This window comes from Streptomyces sp. NPDC085927, assembly GCF_044540975.1.
Classification (GTDB): domain Bacteria; phylum Actinomycetota; class Actinomycetes; order Streptomycetales; family Streptomycetaceae; genus Streptomyces; species Streptomyces hirsutus.
On the sequence record NZ_JBITSN010000002.1, the window covers coordinates 719318 to 734525 of the forward strand.

Annotated in this window: 16 protein-coding genes; 10 read left to right on the top strand and 6 right to left on the bottom strand. The window is 71.5% G+C overall.

Going from position 1 to position 15208, the window contains the following annotated elements:
* Positions 1 to 189 precede the first annotated feature (189 nt).
* The 3 genes from ACIF80_RS08215 (at position 190) to ACIF80_RS08225 (ending at position 2383) form a co-directional block, all read left to right on the top strand.
* A complete protein-coding gene (locus ACIF80_RS08215; protein WP_399800866.1) occupies positions 190 to 1050 on the top strand; it encodes a helix-turn-helix domain-containing protein in 861 nt (286 codons plus the stop codon).
* Positions 1051 to 1059: 9 nt separating this feature from the next.
* Entirely contained in the window at positions 1060 to 1350 is a 291-nt protein-coding gene (locus ACIF80_RS08220; protein WP_399801256.1) for a DUF397 domain-containing protein, read from the top strand.
* Positions 1351 to 1576: 226 nt separating this feature from the next.
* Positions 1577 to 2383 carry an SAM-dependent methyltransferase gene (locus tag ACIF80_RS08225; RefSeq protein WP_399800868.1) on the top strand — a complete coding sequence of 269 codons (807 nt, stop codon included), beginning with the start codon at positions 1577 to 1579 and terminating at the stop codon, positions 2381 to 2383.
* Positions 2384 to 2426: 43 nt separating this feature from the next.
* Here ACIF80_RS08225 and ACIF80_RS08230 read toward each other — a convergent pair whose 3' ends face one another.
* Both ACIF80_RS08230 and ACIF80_RS08235 read right to left on the bottom strand, forming a co-directional pair.
* Positions 2427 to 3923, bottom strand: a complete 1497-nt coding sequence (locus tag ACIF80_RS08230) for a glutamate synthase subunit beta (RefSeq protein WP_399800871.1) — start codon at positions 3921 to 3923, stop codon at positions 2427 to 2429.
* 250 nt (positions 3924 to 4173) lie between these two features.
* Complete coding sequence (locus tag ACIF80_RS08235) at positions 4174 to 4653, bottom strand: DUF1772 domain-containing protein (protein ID WP_399800874.1); 480 nt, start codon at positions 4651 to 4653, stop codon at positions 4174 to 4176.
* Between the two features lie 145 nt (positions 4654 to 4798).
* Here ACIF80_RS08235 and ACIF80_RS08240 point away from each other — a divergent pair, with 145 nt between their 5' ends.
* The 3 genes from ACIF80_RS08240 (at position 4799) to ACIF80_RS08250 (ending at position 6920) form a co-directional block, all read left to right on the top strand.
* On the top strand, positions 4799 to 5431 hold the full coding sequence (locus tag ACIF80_RS08240) for a uridine kinase (protein ID WP_399800877.1): 633 nt from the start codon (positions 4799 to 4801) through the stop codon (positions 5429 to 5431).
* A gap of 105 nt (positions 5432 to 5536) precedes the next feature.
* Complete coding sequence (locus ACIF80_RS08245) at positions 5537 to 5965, top strand: CBS domain-containing protein (RefSeq protein ID WP_399800880.1); 429 nt, start codon at positions 5537 to 5539, stop codon at positions 5963 to 5965.
* Positions 5966 to 6071: 106 nt separating this feature from the next.
* Positions 6072 to 6920, top strand: coding sequence for an SAM-dependent methyltransferase (locus ACIF80_RS08250; RefSeq protein ID WP_399800883.1), 849 nt, complete (start codon positions 6072 to 6074; stop codon positions 6918 to 6920).
* A 97-nt stretch (positions 6921 to 7017) separates the two neighbouring features.
* Here the strand turns inward: ACIF80_RS08250 and ACIF80_RS08255 are convergent, their stop codons facing one another.
* On the bottom strand, positions 7018 to 7908 hold the full coding sequence (locus tag ACIF80_RS08255; RefSeq protein WP_399801259.1) for a carbohydrate kinase family protein: 891 nt from the start codon (positions 7906 to 7908) through the stop codon (positions 7018 to 7020).
* 113 nt (positions 7909 to 8021) lie between these two features.
* On the bottom strand, positions 8022 to 8936 hold the full coding sequence (locus ACIF80_RS08260; RefSeq protein WP_399801262.1) for a pseudouridine-5'-phosphate glycosidase: 915 nt from the start codon (positions 8934 to 8936) through the stop codon (positions 8022 to 8024).
* A 129-nt stretch (positions 8937 to 9065) separates the two neighbouring features.
* Here ACIF80_RS08260 and ACIF80_RS08265 point away from each other — a divergent pair, with 129 nt between their 5' ends.
* Entirely contained in the window at positions 9066 to 9494 is a 429-nt protein-coding gene (locus ACIF80_RS08265; protein WP_399800885.1) for a VOC family protein, read from the top strand.
* A gap of 8 nt (positions 9495 to 9502) precedes the next feature.
* Here the strand turns inward: ACIF80_RS08265 and ACIF80_RS08270 are convergent, their stop codons facing one another.
* Together ACIF80_RS08270 and ACIF80_RS08275 are read right to left on the bottom strand one after the other, a co-directional pair.
* The gene (locus ACIF80_RS08270) at positions 9503 to 10057 is read right to left on the bottom strand and encodes a methylated-DNA--[protein]-cysteine S-methyltransferase (RefSeq protein WP_399800888.1); all 555 of its coding nucleotides are present in this window, start codon (positions 10055 to 10057) and stop codon (positions 9503 to 9505) included.
* Between the two features lie 96 nt (positions 10058 to 10153).
* Positions 10154 to 11026, bottom strand: a complete 873-nt coding sequence (locus ACIF80_RS08275; protein WP_399800891.1) for a glycerophosphodiester phosphodiesterase — start codon at positions 11024 to 11026, stop codon at positions 10154 to 10156.
* Positions 11027 to 11404: 378 nt separating this feature from the next.
* Here ACIF80_RS08275 and ACIF80_RS08280 point away from each other — a divergent pair, with 378 nt between their 5' ends.
* From ACIF80_RS08280 to ACIF80_RS08290, 3 genes are all read left to right on the top strand, one after another.
* The gene (locus ACIF80_RS08280) at positions 11405 to 12277 is read left to right on the top strand and encodes an MHYT domain-containing protein (RefSeq protein ID WP_399800894.1); all 873 of its coding nucleotides are present in this window, start codon (positions 11405 to 11407) and stop codon (positions 12275 to 12277) included.
* A 40-nt stretch (positions 12278 to 12317) separates the two neighbouring features.
* Positions 12318 to 14456: an excinuclease ABC subunit UvrB gene (gene uvrB / locus ACIF80_RS08285; protein WP_399800897.1), complete on the top strand. Its 2139-nt coding sequence runs from the start codon at positions 12318 to 12320 to the stop codon at positions 14454 to 14456.
* 161 nt (positions 14457 to 14617) lie between these two features.
* Complete coding sequence (locus tag ACIF80_RS08290) at positions 14618 to 15196, top strand: TerD family protein (protein ID WP_042166179.1); 579 nt, start codon at positions 14618 to 14620, stop codon at positions 15194 to 15196.
* Positions 15197 to 15208: the final 12 nt, after the last annotated feature.

Genomic DNA, 15208 nt, shown 5'->3' on the forward strand with positions numbered 1-15208 from the left:
AGTGCTGTGTGACGGTCTGGACGGCCGTGGCACACTGCTCGCAACAGCACCCCGCGCGGCGCCAGTTGAGGTCATCGAAGAAACGTTCGATTTGCCTCGGATTGGCGCCGCAGGGCTGTCAGGACTGTCGGAGCTGCCAGAGCCGTCAGCTTCGGGAACGTCAGGAAACCCTTTTCGTGGAGGTGGAGCGTGAGCGAACCGCGGTCCGCGCCGACGGTCGGCCAGGTCGTCCTCGGCCGGCGCCTGCTGGATCTGCGGGAAAGCGCCGGCCTCAAGCGCGAGGAGGCCGCACGCGTCCTGCGCGTCGCCCCCGCCACCATCCGGCGCATGGAGATGGCCGAGGTCGCGCTCAAGATTCCGTACCTCCAGCTTCTGCTGAAGGCATACGGGGTCTCCGACAGCGAGGCCGACGCCTTCGTACAGCTGGCGGAGGACGCCAACCGGCCCGGCTGGTGGCAGCGCTTCCACGAGATCCTGCCCGGCTGGTTCTCGATGTACGTCAGCCTCGAGGGCGCGGCTACGCTCATCCGCAGCTACGAACCCCACTTCGTCCCCGGTCTGCTGCAGACCGAGGACTACGCACGTGGCGTGCTGCGCTCGGGTGCCATCGGGCAGACCCGGCCCGAGGACATCGAGGGGCACGTCGCCCTGCGCATGCAACGGCAGGATCTGCTCACCCGTGACGACGCACCCCGGCTGTGGGTTGTCATGGACGAGACGGCGCTGCGCCGCCCGGTCGGCGGCCCGGAGGTGATGCGTGCCCAGATCGACAGACTTCTCGAGGCCACGAAGCTGCCCAACGTGACGCTGCAGGTCGCCCCGTTCGCCAGTGGGCCGCACCCCGGCACGTACGGGCCGTTCGTGCTGTTCCGATTCGCCATGCCCGAACTGCCGGACATGGTCTACAGCGAGTACCTGACCGGCGCCGTCTACCTGGACGCGCGCGCCGAGGTGGCGACCCACCTCGAGGTCATGGACCGCATGGCGGCGCAGGCCGCTACAGCACATCGCACGAAGGTGATCCTCAGGGATCTCCGCAAGGAGCTGTGAATGAACCACATGAAATCTCTGTCCCTGTCCTTTCCCCTGCCGGGGCCCCCGCCCCGGGTCCGCACCGCACGGATCTACAACGGCATGCCCGCGCGCGAGCTGGGCAGCGAGGGCTGGCACAAGCCGTGGAGCGGTGGCAACGGCGGCAACTGCCTGGAGGCGATGAAACTCGACGACGGCCGGATCGCCGTACGGCAGTCCACCGACCCGGACGGACCGGCACTCATCTACACCTCGGCCGAGATGACGGCCTTCATCGAAGGAGCCAAAGCGGGAGAGGCGGATTTCCTGCTGTCCTGACCCTTGCCGACCCTCCTACCGTTGCTTCCGGCGTACACCCGATGGTGCTTGTTCCCCCTCCCGTCCCCCTCCGCCCTTTCCCTTCTCCCTACTGACTCCCCGCCGAGTACGCACCCTCGTCCCCCGCACAGCACTCTGATCCGGATGCCTCCGCCCGCCCCGCTCACCCCACCGGCTCGGCATTGAAATTGATCACTAACAGTTGCAGACACTTACGGAGTTCGTCATGACCGGGCAGCAGCACCCCGTCGAGATCGACACGAGCAAGCCGCACACCGCGCGGATGTACGACTGGTACCTGGGCGGCAAGGACAACTACCCCGTCGACGAGGCCATGGGCCGGCAGATGCTCGCCCTCGACCCGAGGGTGCCCGTGATGGCGCGGGTGAACCGGGCCTTCATGCAGCGCGCCACGCGCTGGCTCGCCGGCCAGGGCGTACGTCAGTTCCTCGACATCGGCACCGGCATCCCCACCGAGCCGAACCTCCACCAGGTCGCCCAGGAGATCGCACCCGACGCGCGCGTCGTCTACTGCGACAACGACCCGATCGTGCTGGCCCACGCGGGCGCGCTGCTGCGCGGCACCGACGAGGGGGTGACCGAGTACCTCCAGGCCGATGTGCGCGATCCGGAGAGCATCCTGGAGGGCGCGCGGAAGATCCTCGACTTCGACCGGCCGGTCGCGCTCTCCCTCATCGCGCTGCTGCACTTCATCTCCGACGAGGACGGCGCCCACGAACTGGTCGGCCGGCTGCTCGCCGATCTGCCCTCCGGCAGCTACCTGGTGATCTCCCACGCGACGCCCGACTTCACCCCCGAGGAATCGAAGGCGGCCACGGAGAAGCTCAAGGCCGCGGGCGTCACGCTGGCCCTGCGTTCCCGCGAGGAGTTCACCCGCCTCTTCGCCGGCCTCGAGCTGGTCGAACCCGGCGTCCAGGTGCCCCACCTGTGGCACCCCGAACTGGGCGAGCCCGTACCCGGCCAGGACGACGGGGTGATCCCGGGGTACGGGGCGGTGGGGCGCAAGGCCTAGGCCCCGGGCGGCCCGAGGGGCGGGCGCGCCCCGCCCCTGTGCGTCACGCCCTCATCGGACGGTCGTACGGACCGATGGGGGCCGGGAGCCGGGTGGTGCCGTCGGTCAGGTGACGGTCGACGGCCGCCGCCACCGCCCGGCCCTCGGCGATCGCCCACACGATCAGCGACTGCCCGCGGGCGGCGTCCCCGGCCGCGAACACGCCCGGCACGTTCGTGGCGAAACCGGCGTCGCGCGCGATCGTGCCGCGCGGCTCCAGTTCCAGACCGAGCCCGGCGACGAGCCCGTCCTCCAGGTCGGGTCCGGAGAAGCCGAGCGCGAGGAGGACGAGGCCGGCGGGCAGGACCCGCTCGGTGCCCGGCCGGGGACGGCGCTCCGCGTCCACCCCGGCCAGGTGCAGCGCCCGGACCCGCCCGCCCGCGTCGCCGGTGAGGCGCAGGGTGGACGCCGCGAACAGCCGCGCGTCGGAGTCCTCGGCCGCCTCCGGTGCCGTCCGCAGCACGCCGGCCTCCTCGTGCGCGGGGGACAGCCGGTACAGCTTCGGGTACGTCGGCCAGGGTTCGGTGTCCTCGTCACGCGCGTCGCCCGGCCGGTCGTAGATGTCCAGCTGCGTCACGGACGCGGCCCCCTCCCGCACGGCCGTGCCCAGACAGTCGGCACCCGTGTCGCCGCCCCCGACGATGACGACGTCCCGGCCCGCGGCGGACAGCGGGGACGTCTCCAGGTCCCCCTCGCACACCCGGTTGGCCAGCGGAAGATACTCCATCGCCTGGTGGACGCCGGTCAGTTCCCGTCCGGGAACGGCCAGTTCCCGCCACGCGGTCGCCCCGGTGGAGATCACCACGGCGTCGTAACGCGCCCGCAGTTCGGCGGCGTCGACGTCACGCCCGACCGTCGTGGACGTACGGAACTTCGTCCCCTCGGCCCGCATCTGCTCGATGCGCCGCTCCAGATGACGCTTCTCCATCTTGAACGCGGGGATGCCGTACCGCATCAGCCCGCCGATCCGGTCGTCCCGCTCGTACACGGCGACCGTGTGCCCCGCCCGGGTCAGCTGCTGGGCCGCGGCCAGTCCGGTGGGACCCGAGCCGATCACGGCGACCGTCCGGCCGGAGAGCCGGTCCGGCGGGGCCGGCACGGCGAAGCCCTCCTCCCAGGCCCGGTCGGCTATGGCGCACTCGACGTTCTTGATGGTCACGGCGGGCTGGTTGATGGCGAGCACACATCCCGCCTCGCAGGGCGCCGGGCACAGCCTGCCGGTGAACTCGGGGAAGTTGTTGGTCGCGTGCAGCCGCTCCGCCGCGGCCCGCCAGTCGTCGCGCGCGACCAGGTCGTTCCAGTCGGGGATCAGATTGCCCAGCGGGCAGGCCTCATGGCAGAAGGGGACGCCGCAGTCCATGCAGCGGTCGGCCTGCGGGCTGATGATGGGCAGCAGCGCGCCGGGGACGTAGACCTCGTCCCAGTCCCGGACCCGTTCCCCGATGGGCCTGCGCGGCCACTCCTGGCGCGGCGTGGTCAGGAACCCCTTGGGATCGGCCATGGCCGTCTTCCTTGCGTTCTTCCCCGCGTTCTTCCCTGCGTGCGCGAGTGACAGGCCGTTCACGGTCGGACGGCACTCCTCGGGGCCGGGAGGCTTCGGCCCCCGGCGTCTCCTGTCTCTCCGGACCTGTCTCTTCGGCCCTGGCGCTCTCTTCGGGCTCCGGTGTCCTCCGGCCACGATACGACTGCCCACGCCCGCCCGCAGGCCCGCCGACGGCGCCTTCCGCGCTGTCCGTGCCTCCCATGTGTCGTCAGGTGAGAGCCAGTACGTACGCCACCGCGGCGCCCGCCGAGGCGACCGTGCGCACGTGGTTCCACCGCGTCCACTCGCGCACGTACGCGGTCCAGTACGCGGCGGCCTCCGCGGTGCCGGGACCGAGCCCGGCCAGCGCGTTGTTGCGCGGCACGTTCGCGACCACGGTGACCCCGAACCCGCCGAACAGGTACAGCGCGCTGCCGGCCAGCAGCCACGCCGCCCCCTCGTCCGGCCCCGTCACCAGGGTCACCGCGGCGATCGCCGCGCACAGCAGCGCCGAGCCGAGGAACACCAGCATGAAGGGCGCCCGCACCGCGGCCACGTTGACCGACTGCATCGCCGCCACACCCTGCGCGGGCGGCAGCGCCGCGAGCCCTCTCATCACGAACGTCGAGAAGGCGCAGAAGGCCCCCGCCACCAGCCCGGTCCCGAGTACGCCCAGCACCGTCAGCACGAAGTACGGTCCATCCATCACGTCGTCGGCTCCTGCCCGTCCCCGGCCGGAACTCCTCCCGGCGGCCACTGTCACCACCAGTGAAGCCGGGCCCGGGCCCGGCGCCCATGGCCGAGCGTCGCGGGACCATGCGCGGGAGTCCAGCCGGCCCGCGCATCATGGCGGTGTGCGATTCGAAGCGATCACCTGGGACCGGCTCGGCGACCTCCTCGCCGAACGTGTGGCGACGCTGAAGACGTCCGACGGCGGCCCCTGGCCGCGCGTCGCCCTCGACGGCGCCCCGGCCGCCCGCCCCGAAGACCTCGCCGAACGGGTCGCCGAGGCCCTGCGTGTCCGCGGACGCCCCTCCCTCGTCGTGAGCACGGAGGGCTTCCTGCGCCCCGCATCGGTCCGGCTGGAGTACGGCCGCCAGGACGTGGAGTCGTACTACGACGGCTGGTACGACACCGGCGCCCTCTGGCGCGAGGTGTTCGGCCCCCTCGACCCGGACGGGAACGGACGGGTCCTGCCCGACCTGTGGGACCCCGCCACCGACCGGGCCACCCGCAGCCCCTACGTCCCGCTCCCACCCGGCGGTGTCCTGCTGCTGCACGGCCCGCTCCTCCTGCGGCACTGGTTCCCCTTCGACCTGAGCGTCCACGTCTCGCTCTCCCCGGGCGCCCTGCGCCGCCGCACCCCCGAGTCCGGGCAGTGGACCCTGCCCGCCTTCGAGCGCTACGAGCGGGAGACCGGCCCCGCCGGCACCGCCGACGTCCTGGTACGCGCCGACGACCCCCGCCACCCGGCGTGGCACGGCTGAGGCGGGCGAAGGTGCGGGGCCCTGCCGGCACGGCGACAATGAGGGGCACCGGTACTCGCGGTGCGCCCCGCGCCGCGCCGGCCGTCCGGCACCGGGAGGTGTCCCATGACCACCGCCGGAGACATCATGCACCGCGGTGCCCAGTGGATCCCCGCCCACGAGACGCTCGACCGCGCCGCCCAGCTGATGCGCGAACTGAACGTCGGCGCGCTGCCCATCAGCGACGAGAACGAGCGCCTCTGCGGCATCCTCACGGACCGCGACATCGTCGTCGGCTGTGTCGCCATGGGCCACGATCCGGCCAGGGTCACCGCAGGGGAGATGGCCAAGGGCACACCGCGCTGGATCGCGGCGGACGCCGACGTCGGCGAGGTCCTCCAGGAGATGCAGACACACCGCATCCGCCGGCTCCCCGTCGTCGACGACAAACGCCTGGTCGGCATGATCAGCGAGGCCGATCTCGCCCGGCACCTGACGGACGACCAGCTCGCCACCTGGGCCGAGAACGTCTACGCCAGGGTCCCGTCCGACTGAACACGGGCCGTGCCGCGCCCCGTCCGGTTCCCGGCCGTGGACGAACGGGCAACGGTCCGGAGCGTCAAGCGCACCGGACAAGCCGGGCAACTGGGATGATCGCTCCATGACGCGAAGCGACGGGTACCTGCTCGAACACCGGCAGACCGACGTGCACGGGCAGAGCGAGGAGGACCGGCAGGCCGAGGAGGACCGGCAGGCCGAGGCGGCGGAACGCCTCGACGCCTTCGCCGACCTGTTCGACCCCACCACGTTCCGGAATCTCGAAGCGGTCGGCGTCGGAGCCGGCTGGCGCTGCTGGGAGATCGGCGCCGGCGGTGTCTCCGTGGTGTCCTGGCTCGCCAAGAAGGTCGGACCGACCGGCAGAGTGCTGGCCACGGGCACCGACATCACCCGGCTCGCACCGGCCGCCCGTCCGCCGGTGGAGGTGCGCGCCCACGACATCGGCGCGGAGGAGCCGCCGACGGGCGGTTTCGACCTGGTGCACGCACGGCTGCCGCTTCTCGGCGCGGCGGACCGCGAACGTGCGGTGCGGTCCATGGCCGGTGCCCTGCGCCCCCGCGGACACCTCCTGGTCGAGCACACCGACCCCGCTCTGCAGCCCCTGGTCTGCCCGGACGAGTACGGCCCCGAACAGCGGCTCGCGAACCGGCTGCGGCAGGGCCTGCACCAGCTCTCCCACGATCGCGGGACCGGCCTCGCCCATGGCCGCACACTCCCGCGTCTGCTGCGGGAGACCGGCCTGAGCGAAGTACGGGCCGACGCCTACTTCCCGATCGCCGCGCCCGCCTGCGCGGCCCTGGAGTCCGCCACCGTCCGCCTGGCCCGGGACCGGCTCGTCACCGCGGGCGTCGCCACCGCCCAGGACATCGACCGCCACCTCGCCAACGTCGCCGCCGGCACCCTGGACCTGGCGACGGCCCCGATGATCTCGGCCTGGGGGCGCAAGGGCTAGAACCCTCCGGCGGACGGCGGACGGCGGACGGCGGACGGCGGACGGCGGACGGCGGACGGGGATGAGGCGTGGGGGCGGTGGAGGCCGGCCGAGGTCGTCAGACCGGTGCCGGCGGGCGGCCTCCCACCTGGCGCACCGCCAGCGCACCCGCCCTGCATCCCTCCGCCGCCGCATGCCGGAGATCGGCGCCCGCCATGAGAGTGGTGAGAAACGCGCCCGTGAAGGCGTCGCCGGCGCCCGTGCTGTCCCGGGGGGTCGCCGTTACGGCGGGGACGCGGCCGCACACCCGGCCGGACCGGGCCAGCAGCGCGCCCTCGGCCCCCTGCTTGGCCACGACCAGCGGAATCCGCCGGCTCAGCCGCGCCGCCGCGTCGGCCACTTCCGGCAACCCCGTGAGCAGGCACGCCTCGTCACGGCTGGGCAGCAGGATGTCGACGCCCTCGACGAGGGACAGGAACCGGCCGGCACCCAACTGGGTGAGGAAACCGGCCGACGCCGGATCCAGGCTCACCGGCACCCCACGCACTCGTGCCGCCTTCAGAGCCACCGCCACGAACGCCCGGCCCGGTTCGCTGAACAGCAGATACCCCGACAGATGCAGCCGGGCCACCCCGTCCAGCAACGCGTCCGACCAGTCACCGGGTTCGAGCCGCAGTGAGGCCCCACTGTCGGTGAGGAAGGTCCGCTCGGCCGCCGCGCCCTCGTCGACCAGGCAGATCACGGTCCCCGTCGGCGCCTGCGGATCGACCACCAGCAGGGGACGTACTCCGCAGGCGGCCAGCTCCCGTGCGTGCCACGCCGCCGCGTCCTCGCCCACTCGTCCGAGCAGCCGCACCTCCGCGTCGCCCCAGCACGCCGCCCAGCAGGCCACATTGGCCCCCGCGCCGCCGGGCACCGTCCGGACCGCCGCCGCGGTGTCCGTACCCGGGGTGAGCGGTCCCCGGTGCCGGGCGACCACATCGGTGATGACGTCACCGACGACCAGCAGCGCACCGGACCGCGCACCGGCACCCGCGCCGGAGCGGGCATCGGCTGCCCCCGCCTTTGCCGCACGGCCCGCCCCGACAGCGCTGCCGCCTCCGTCACCCGGGAGCGCCGAGGTCACGCCCCCTCACGCCCGGCCCAGGCCGTCGCGATGCGGGCCGCCAGCCGTACGTTGCCCCGGACCGCCGCCAGGTTGGCGGCGAGGGAGGCACCGTCGGTGTGCCGCACCAGGTGGTCGAGCAGGAACGGAGTGACCGCCTGGCCGGTGACGCCCTCCTCCTCGCACGCACGCAGCGCCTCGTCGAGCACCCGGGCGTGCAGTCCGGGGTCCAACTGCTCCTTCACGGGCACGGGATTGGCCACGATCAGCGCCGACTCGGGCCCCCCGAGGGCGTCCTGCGCCCGCATCACCTCCGCCACCTCCTCCGGCGCGTCCAGCCGCCAGTCCACGGGGTGCCCCGAGTCCGACAGGTAGAAGCCGGGGAAGCGGTCCGTGCCGTACCCGGCGACCGCGACCCCCAGGGTCTCCAGCCGCTGCAGCGTTGCCGGTACGTCCAGGATCGACTTCACGCCCGCGCACACCACAGTGATCCTGGTCCGCGCCAGCAGCCCGAGATCGGCCGACTCGTCCTGGGTCACCGTCCACTCGCGGTGCACCCCGCCGAGTCCGCCGGTCGCGAACACCCGTACGCCCGCGAGGGCGGCCAGCAGGGCGGTGGCCGACACCGTGGTGGCACCACTCACCCCGGACGCCACCGCGAGCGGCAGGTCGCGGTGACCGAGCTTGCGGATGCCGTCCTCATGGGCCACCCGCTCCAGCTGCTCCTTGTCCAGGCCGACCCGGGGCCGCCCGTCCAGCACGGCGACCGTGGCGGGAACGGCGCCCTCCCGCCGCACCGCCGCCTCCAGCTCCGTCGCCACCCGGAGATTGCGCGGCCGGGGCAGCCCGTGCGCGATGATCGTGGACTCCAGGGCCACCACCGGCCGACGGGCGGCGAGCGCCTCCCGCACCTCTTCGGACACCGTCAGGATCACGAGCCGTCTCCCGTCTGTAGCTCCTCCCTCATCCCTGGCGGGCCGGGCAGCCGGTCAAACCCCCGGAGCCGGTCCGCCGGACAAGGCCCTTGCGGGCCGCCGCGGATCTCGCGGAGCCTGGGACACATGACGGAGAACACAGCACGTCTCGACCACATCGTCCTCTGGGTGCGCGATCCGATCGCGGCCGCCGGCTTCTACGAGAAGGCGGTCGGCCTGGAACCGGTCAGACTCACCGACTTCTCCGTGGGAGAGGTGCCCTTCCCCTCGGTACGGGTCAACGAGGAGACCATCCTCGACCTCATGCCGTTCGCCATGGCGGAACGCATGACGATGCTGCCCGGTGCCGCCGAGGCCTCCGGCCATCCCGTCAACCACGTCTGTCTGTCACTGCCCGCCGACGGCTTCACCGCTCTCCGCAGCCGCCTCGAGGAACAGTCCGTACCCATGACGGACCTCTCGCACGACTCCTTCGGCGCCCGCGGCCTCGCCAGGCGCAGCTTCTACTTCCGTGACCCCGACGGAAACGTGTTCGAGGCGCGGCACTACGACTGACCCGCTCGTCAGAACAAGGGCTCCGGCAGCACGCCCTCCAGGGCGAGCAGCCGGCGCTTGATCTCCAGCCCGCCCCCGAACCCGCCGATGCCGCCGTCCCTCTCCACGACCCGGTGACAGGGCACGACCACCGGAAGGGGATTCGCGCCCATCGCCGCGCCGACGGCCTGGGCGCCCTCCGGCCGGCCGACCCGGCCGGCCAGAGTGCCGTACCCCACGACCGTGCCGTACGGCACGCCGGAGGCCAGCTCGCTCAGGACCTCCCGGTTGAAGCCGGAGATCAGCGACCAGTCCAGGGGCAGGTCGAAATCGCGCCGCTCACCCGCGAAGTACGCCCCGACCTGGCCTATCGCCTCGGCGAGCAGAGGGGAGCCGGGCTCCTCGGCGGGCTCGGTGCCGAACCGGGACGCCAGCCGTCCCAGCGCGCTGTCGCGCACCCCCGCCGTGGCGTGGAACACGACGTTGACCAGACCCTCACGGGTCGCGGCCAGCAGCAGCGGGCCGATGCCCGTGTCGACGACGGCCCACACGACCCGCCGGTGGTACTGCCCATGGCTGTCCATGCGCCCACCGTACGGCCCGCCACCGACAACGCCGGACCCGAAGAGCGACGGGCCGGGCGATCGGGCGCGAGGGAGGCGCGAAGGGGCGGGGGGAGATCAGCCGCCCACCGCGCCCCGCACCACGTCGGGCTTGTTGCTGATGATCCCGTCGACCCCGAGTCCGGCGGCCCGCCGGGCCGCGGCGGCGTCGTCCACCGTCCAGGTGAGGACCTCCAGAGGCTTGCGGTGCGGTCCCCGGAAGCCCTGGACGGCGGTGACGTAACCGGCGGACAAGGAGGTGTGCGAGGGGTTGATCTGGTCGGCGAAGTCCGCGTACACGGACAGGTCCTTCACGGGAGGCGCACCGATGAAGCCGGTCTTCACCCCGGGCTTCAGCGCGTGAACCGTCCGCACGCTGTCCGCGCTGAAGCTCTGCATGACCAGCCGGTTTTTCAGGTGCGCGCGGTCGAGCCACCCCTCGTTGCTCAGGACCTTCAGGGTCTCGCCCTCGATGCCGGGGTACAGCTGAGGGTTCTTGATCTCCAGGAACAGCTTCTGGTCGTGCCGCTCGAGCCGCCGGACGAACTGCTCCAGCGTCGGCACGCGCGTGCCCGCGAACGCGGGACCGAACCAGCTGCCCGCGTCGAGCCGGGCGATCTCCGCGGCGGTGAAGTCCTTCACCTTCCAGGGCGACCGGCCGGGGAAGACCTCCTCGACGTCCGTGGTGCGCGCCAGGCTGTCGTCGTGCAGGACGACGAGTTCGCCGTCACGGGTGCGCTGGACGTCGTTCTCCACCCAGTCGAAGCCGAGCTCCGCCGCCTTGTCGGCGGCCGGGAGAGTGTTCTCGGGCGCGTACCCGGAGGCACCCCGGTGGGCGACGACCAGGGGGAGTGCGTCACTGCCGGTGGCACGTGTGGGGGAGAGGGCAAGCAGGAGGGCGGCGGTTCCCAGGAGCGCGGTGGTCGAGGCGACAACGGTGCGCGCGTGCATGCGTACTCCTCACGTCGAGCGGGTCGGGTCATCGGCAGGAAGGCGGATCCTCGCCGGGCGGTCGGATCCTCGCCCGGCGGCCGGTCGGCGTCGGACAGTCGGATCATCGCCCGGTCGGAACATCACGGACAGCTCAACTGTGGCAGCAGAGAGTCAACGGCGGGCGGGTGCGGAACGACCACAAATTGAACAGGTCCGTCCCCACTGCGCACACTGGTGCCGCACAAGTGGGGCAAGGACGTGTTTCTTTGCCGGATGGTCGTTCGGCCATTCCGGTGAGGTCATACTCTCTGCGTCAACCCTGACCGCCGACGCGGTCCTGGGAGGGGGGTTTACAACCGGAATTCCGGGACGCAAAGGGCGGAAGGACAGCCGCGCATGCAGAGCATGGTCGACGGATTCAGTTACGGTCTGGTCACACCGGTGGTGGCCTTCCTCATGGCCTGCCTCGGCGGCGCCCTGGGGCTGAGATGCGCCACCCGGCCGCTCGTCGTGACCGGGTCGTGGCGCCCCGGCTGGCTCGCCCTGGGCTCGGGGGCCATCGGGTCCGGCATATGGACCATGCACTTCATAGCGATGATGGGCTTCACGATCGAGAGCACACCGATCCACTACGACCGTCTGATGACGTTCGCCAGCCTGGCCGTCGCCGTCGTCATGGTGGGGATCGGGATCTTCATCGTCGGCTACCGGGGTGCCACCGGAACGGCCCTGTTCACCGGTGGCACCATCACCGGGCTCGGCATCGCCTCCATGCACTACCTGGGCATGGCCAGCATGAGCCTCGACGGACAGCTGGAGTACAACACCCTCACCGTCGCCGCGTCCGTCGTCATCGCCATGGCCGCCGCGACCGCCGCCCTGTGGGCGGCCGCGCAGGCCAAGGGTTTCCTGTGGAGCGTGGGTGCGAGTGTCGTCATGGGTCTCGCGGTCACCGGCATGCACTACACCGGCATGGCCGCCCTGGAGGTCCACGTCCACGGGACGGCCGACCCCGCCACGGGAGAATCCGCGGCCGCCCTGCTCGCGCCCATGATGCTCGGCCCGCTCGCCCTCCTGGTCCTGGCCGGCATCGTGGTGATCTTCGACCCGCTGTTGGTCACGGGCCGGGCCGGCCCGGCGCCCGTCGAGCACAAGCCCGGCATCCCCGCCCACCCCCGGCACCACTCCTCCCCGACGCACCCGACCCGCCTGCGGCCGCGTGCCCGCGGCCCCGTCGAGCACCGCACCCGCACCCCGCAGAAACGCTGACCGGAACCCGTTGTCAGTGGAGGGTCGTACCGTGGGTGACATGCGGCCCGTTTCCCAGATCGAACGCACGGTGGCGCCCTTCGAGGTCGTCAGTCCCTTCCAGCCCAGCGGCGACCAGCCGACGGCCATCGCCGACCTCGCCCGGCGCATCGAAGCAGGCGAGAAGGACGTCGTCCTCCTGGGTGCGACCGGCACCGGCAAGTCCGCCACCACCGCGTGGATGATCGAGAAGCTCCAGCGCCCCACCCTGGTCATGGCGCCGAACAAGACTCTGGCCGCCCAGCTGGCCAACGAGTTCCGCGAGCTGCTCCCGAACAACGCGGTCGAATACTTCGTCTCGTACTACGACTACTACCAGCCCGAGGCGTACGTCCCGCAGTCGGACACCTACATCGAAAAGGACTCCTCGGTCAACGAGGAGGTCGAGCGGCTGCGCCACTCCGCGACCAACTCCCTGCTCACCCGCCGCGACGTCGTCGTGGTCGCCTCCGTCTCCTGCATCTACGGCCTCGGCACCCCGCAGGAGTACGTGGACCGCATGGTGCCGCTCCGCGTCGGCGAGGAATTCGACCGGGACGAGCTGCTGCGCCGCTTCGTGGACATCCAGTACACGCGCAACGACATGGCCTTCACCCGGGGCACCTTCCGCGTCCGCGGCGACACCATCGAGATCTTCCCGGTCTACGAGGAGCTCGCCGTCCGCATCGAGATGTTCGGCGACGAGATCGAGGCGCTCTCCACGCTCCACCCGGTCACCGGCGAGATCATCAGCGACGACCAGCAGCTGTACGTCTTCCCGGCCTCCCACTACGTCGCCGGCCCCGAACGCATGGAGCGGGCCGTCAACGACATCGAGAAGGAACTCACCGGGCGCCTCGCCGAGCTGGAGAAGCAGGGCAAGCTCCTGGAGGCCCAGCGTTTGCGGATGCGCACCACCTACGACCTCGAGATGCTCCGCCAGATCGGCAGCTGCTCCGGCGTCGAGAACTACTCGATGCACTTCGACGGCCGCCTGCCCGGCTCCCCGCCGAACACCCTGATGGACTACTTCCCGGACGACTTCCTCCTCGTCATCGACGAGTCGCACGTCACCGTGCCGCAGATCGGCGCCATGTACGAGGGCGACGCCTCCCGCAAGCGCACCCTCGTCGACCACGGCTTCCGGCTCCCGTCCGCCCTGGACAACCGCCCGCTGAAGTGGGAGGAGTTCCAGGAGCGCATCGACCAGGCCGTGTACCTCTCGGCCACCCCCGGCCAGTACGAACTCTCCCGCTCGGACGGCGTCGTCGAGCAGATCATCCGCCCCACCGGCCTGGTCGACCCCGAGGTCGTCGTCAAGCCCACCGAGGGCCAGATCGACGACCTGGTGCACGAGATCCGCTCGCGCGTCGAGAAGGACGAGCGCGTCCTGGTGACCACGCTCACCAAGAAGATGGCCGAGGACCTCACCGACTACTTCCTCGAACTCGGCATCCAGGTGCGCTACCTCCACAGTGACGTCGACACCCTGCGCCGCGTCGAGCTGCTCCGGGAGCTGCGCAGCGGCGAGTACGACGTCCTCGTCGGCATCAACCTGCTGCGTGAGGGACTCGACCTGCCCGAGGTGTCCCTGGTCGCGATCCTCGACGCGGACAAGGAGGGCTTCCTGCGCTCCGGCACCTCCCTGATCCAGACCATCGGCCGTGCCGCGCGCAATGTCTCCGGCCAGGTCCACATGTACGCGGACAAGATCACCCCGGCGATGGAGAAGGCCATCGACGAGACCAACCGCCGCCGGGAGAAGCAGGTCGCCTACAACCGGGCGAAGGGCATCGACCCCCAGCCGCTCCGCAAGAAGATCAACGACATCGTCTCCCAGATCGCCCGCGAGGACATCGACACCGAGCAGCTGCTGGGCTCCGGCTACCGCCAGGCCAAGAAGGACGGCGGCGGGGCCAAGGCCCCCGTGCCCGCGCTCGGCACCAAGGCGGCCAAGGGCGCGAAGGGCAGGGCCAAGGGTGCCGAGCCGGTGCCCACCGACCGGCCCGCGGCGGAGCTCGCCGGGGAGATCGAGGAACTCACCGCGCGGATGCGGGCCGCCGCCGCGGACCTCCAGTTCGAGATCGCGGCCCGGCTGCGCGACGAGGTCTCCGAGATGAAGAAGGAGTTGCGGCAGATGCGGGAGGTGGGGCTGTCCTGACGGCGCCGTCTTCCGGCCCGGCGCCCGTCCGGCACGGACTGTGTTGCAAGACCGACACAAAGTGCGAACCGGGGTGCGTCACCGTCGGTGCTCCTGCGTAGGGTTCTGGTTCATCCGCGGTTTCGCGGCAACAGGGGAAAGTCCGAGAGGGGAATCAGCGCGTGACCGTCAACATGACCAAGGGTCAGGCCATCAGTCTGCAGAAGAACGACGGCGGCAGCCTGACCGCGGTCCGTATGGGTCTCGGCTGGCAGGCGGCTCCCCGCCGCGGCCTGTTCGGCTCGCGTACCCGGGAGATCGACCTGGACGCCTCCGCCGTCCTGTTCGCGGACAAGCAGCCGGTCGACGTCGTCTTCTTCCGCCACCTGGTGAGCGACGACGGCTCCGTGCGCCACACCGGCGACAACCTCGTCGGCGGTGTCGGCCAGGGCGGCGACGACGAGGCCATCCTCGTCGACCTGTCCCGCGTCCCGGTCCACATCGACCAGATCGTCTTCACCGTGAACTCCTTCACGGGCCAGACCTTCCAGGAGGTGCAGAACGCGTTCTGCCGTCTCGTCGACGAGACCAACGGCGAGGAACTCGCCCGCTACACCCTGGCCGGCGGCGGCGCCTACACGGCCCAGCTCATGGCGAAGGTGCACCGCTCGGGCACGGGCTGGACGATGACGGCCCTCGGCAACCCGGCCAACGGCCGCACCTTCCAGGACCTCATGCCGGCGATCCTGCCGGTGCTCTGAGCATCCGCAGCG

Bases quoted from the DNA above. Each gene is read 5' to 3' on its own strand.
- ACIF80_RS08220 (WP_399801256.1), top strand. From the start codon at position 1,060: ATGAAATCTCTGTCCCTGTCCTTTCCCCTGCCGGGGCCCCCGCCCCGG.
- ACIF80_RS08225 (WP_399800868.1), top strand. From the start codon at position 1,577: ATGACCGGGCAGCAGCACCCCGTCGAGATCGACACGAGCAAGCCGCAC.
- ACIF80_RS08230 (WP_399800871.1), bottom strand. From the start codon at position 3,923: ATGGCCGATCCCAAGGGGTTCCTGACCACGCCGCGCCAGGAGTGGCCG.
- ACIF80_RS08245 (WP_399800880.1), top strand. From the start codon at position 5,537: ATGACCACCGCCGGAGACATCATGCACCGCGGTGCCCAGTGGATCCCC.
- ACIF80_RS08250 (WP_399800883.1), top strand. From the start codon at position 6,072: ATGACGCGAAGCGACGGGTACCTGCTCGAACACCGGCAGACCGACGTG.
- ACIF80_RS08265 (WP_399800885.1), top strand. From the start codon at position 9,066: ATGACGGAGAACACAGCACGTCTCGACCACATCGTCCTCTGGGTGCGC.
- ACIF80_RS08270 (WP_399800888.1), bottom strand. From the start codon at position 10,057: ATGGACAGCCATGGGCAGTACCACCGGCGGGTCGTGTGGGCCGTCGTC.
- ACIF80_RS08275 (WP_399800891.1), bottom strand. From the start codon at position 11,026: ATGCACGCGCGCACCGTTGTCGCCTCGACCACCGCGCTCCTGGGAACC.
- ACIF80_RS08280 (WP_399800894.1), top strand. From the start codon at position 11,405: ATGCAGAGCATGGTCGACGGATTCAGTTACGGTCTGGTCACACCGGTG.
- uvrB (WP_399800897.1), top strand. From the start codon at position 12,318: ATGCGGCCCGTTTCCCAGATCGAACGCACGGTGGCGCCCTTCGAGGTC.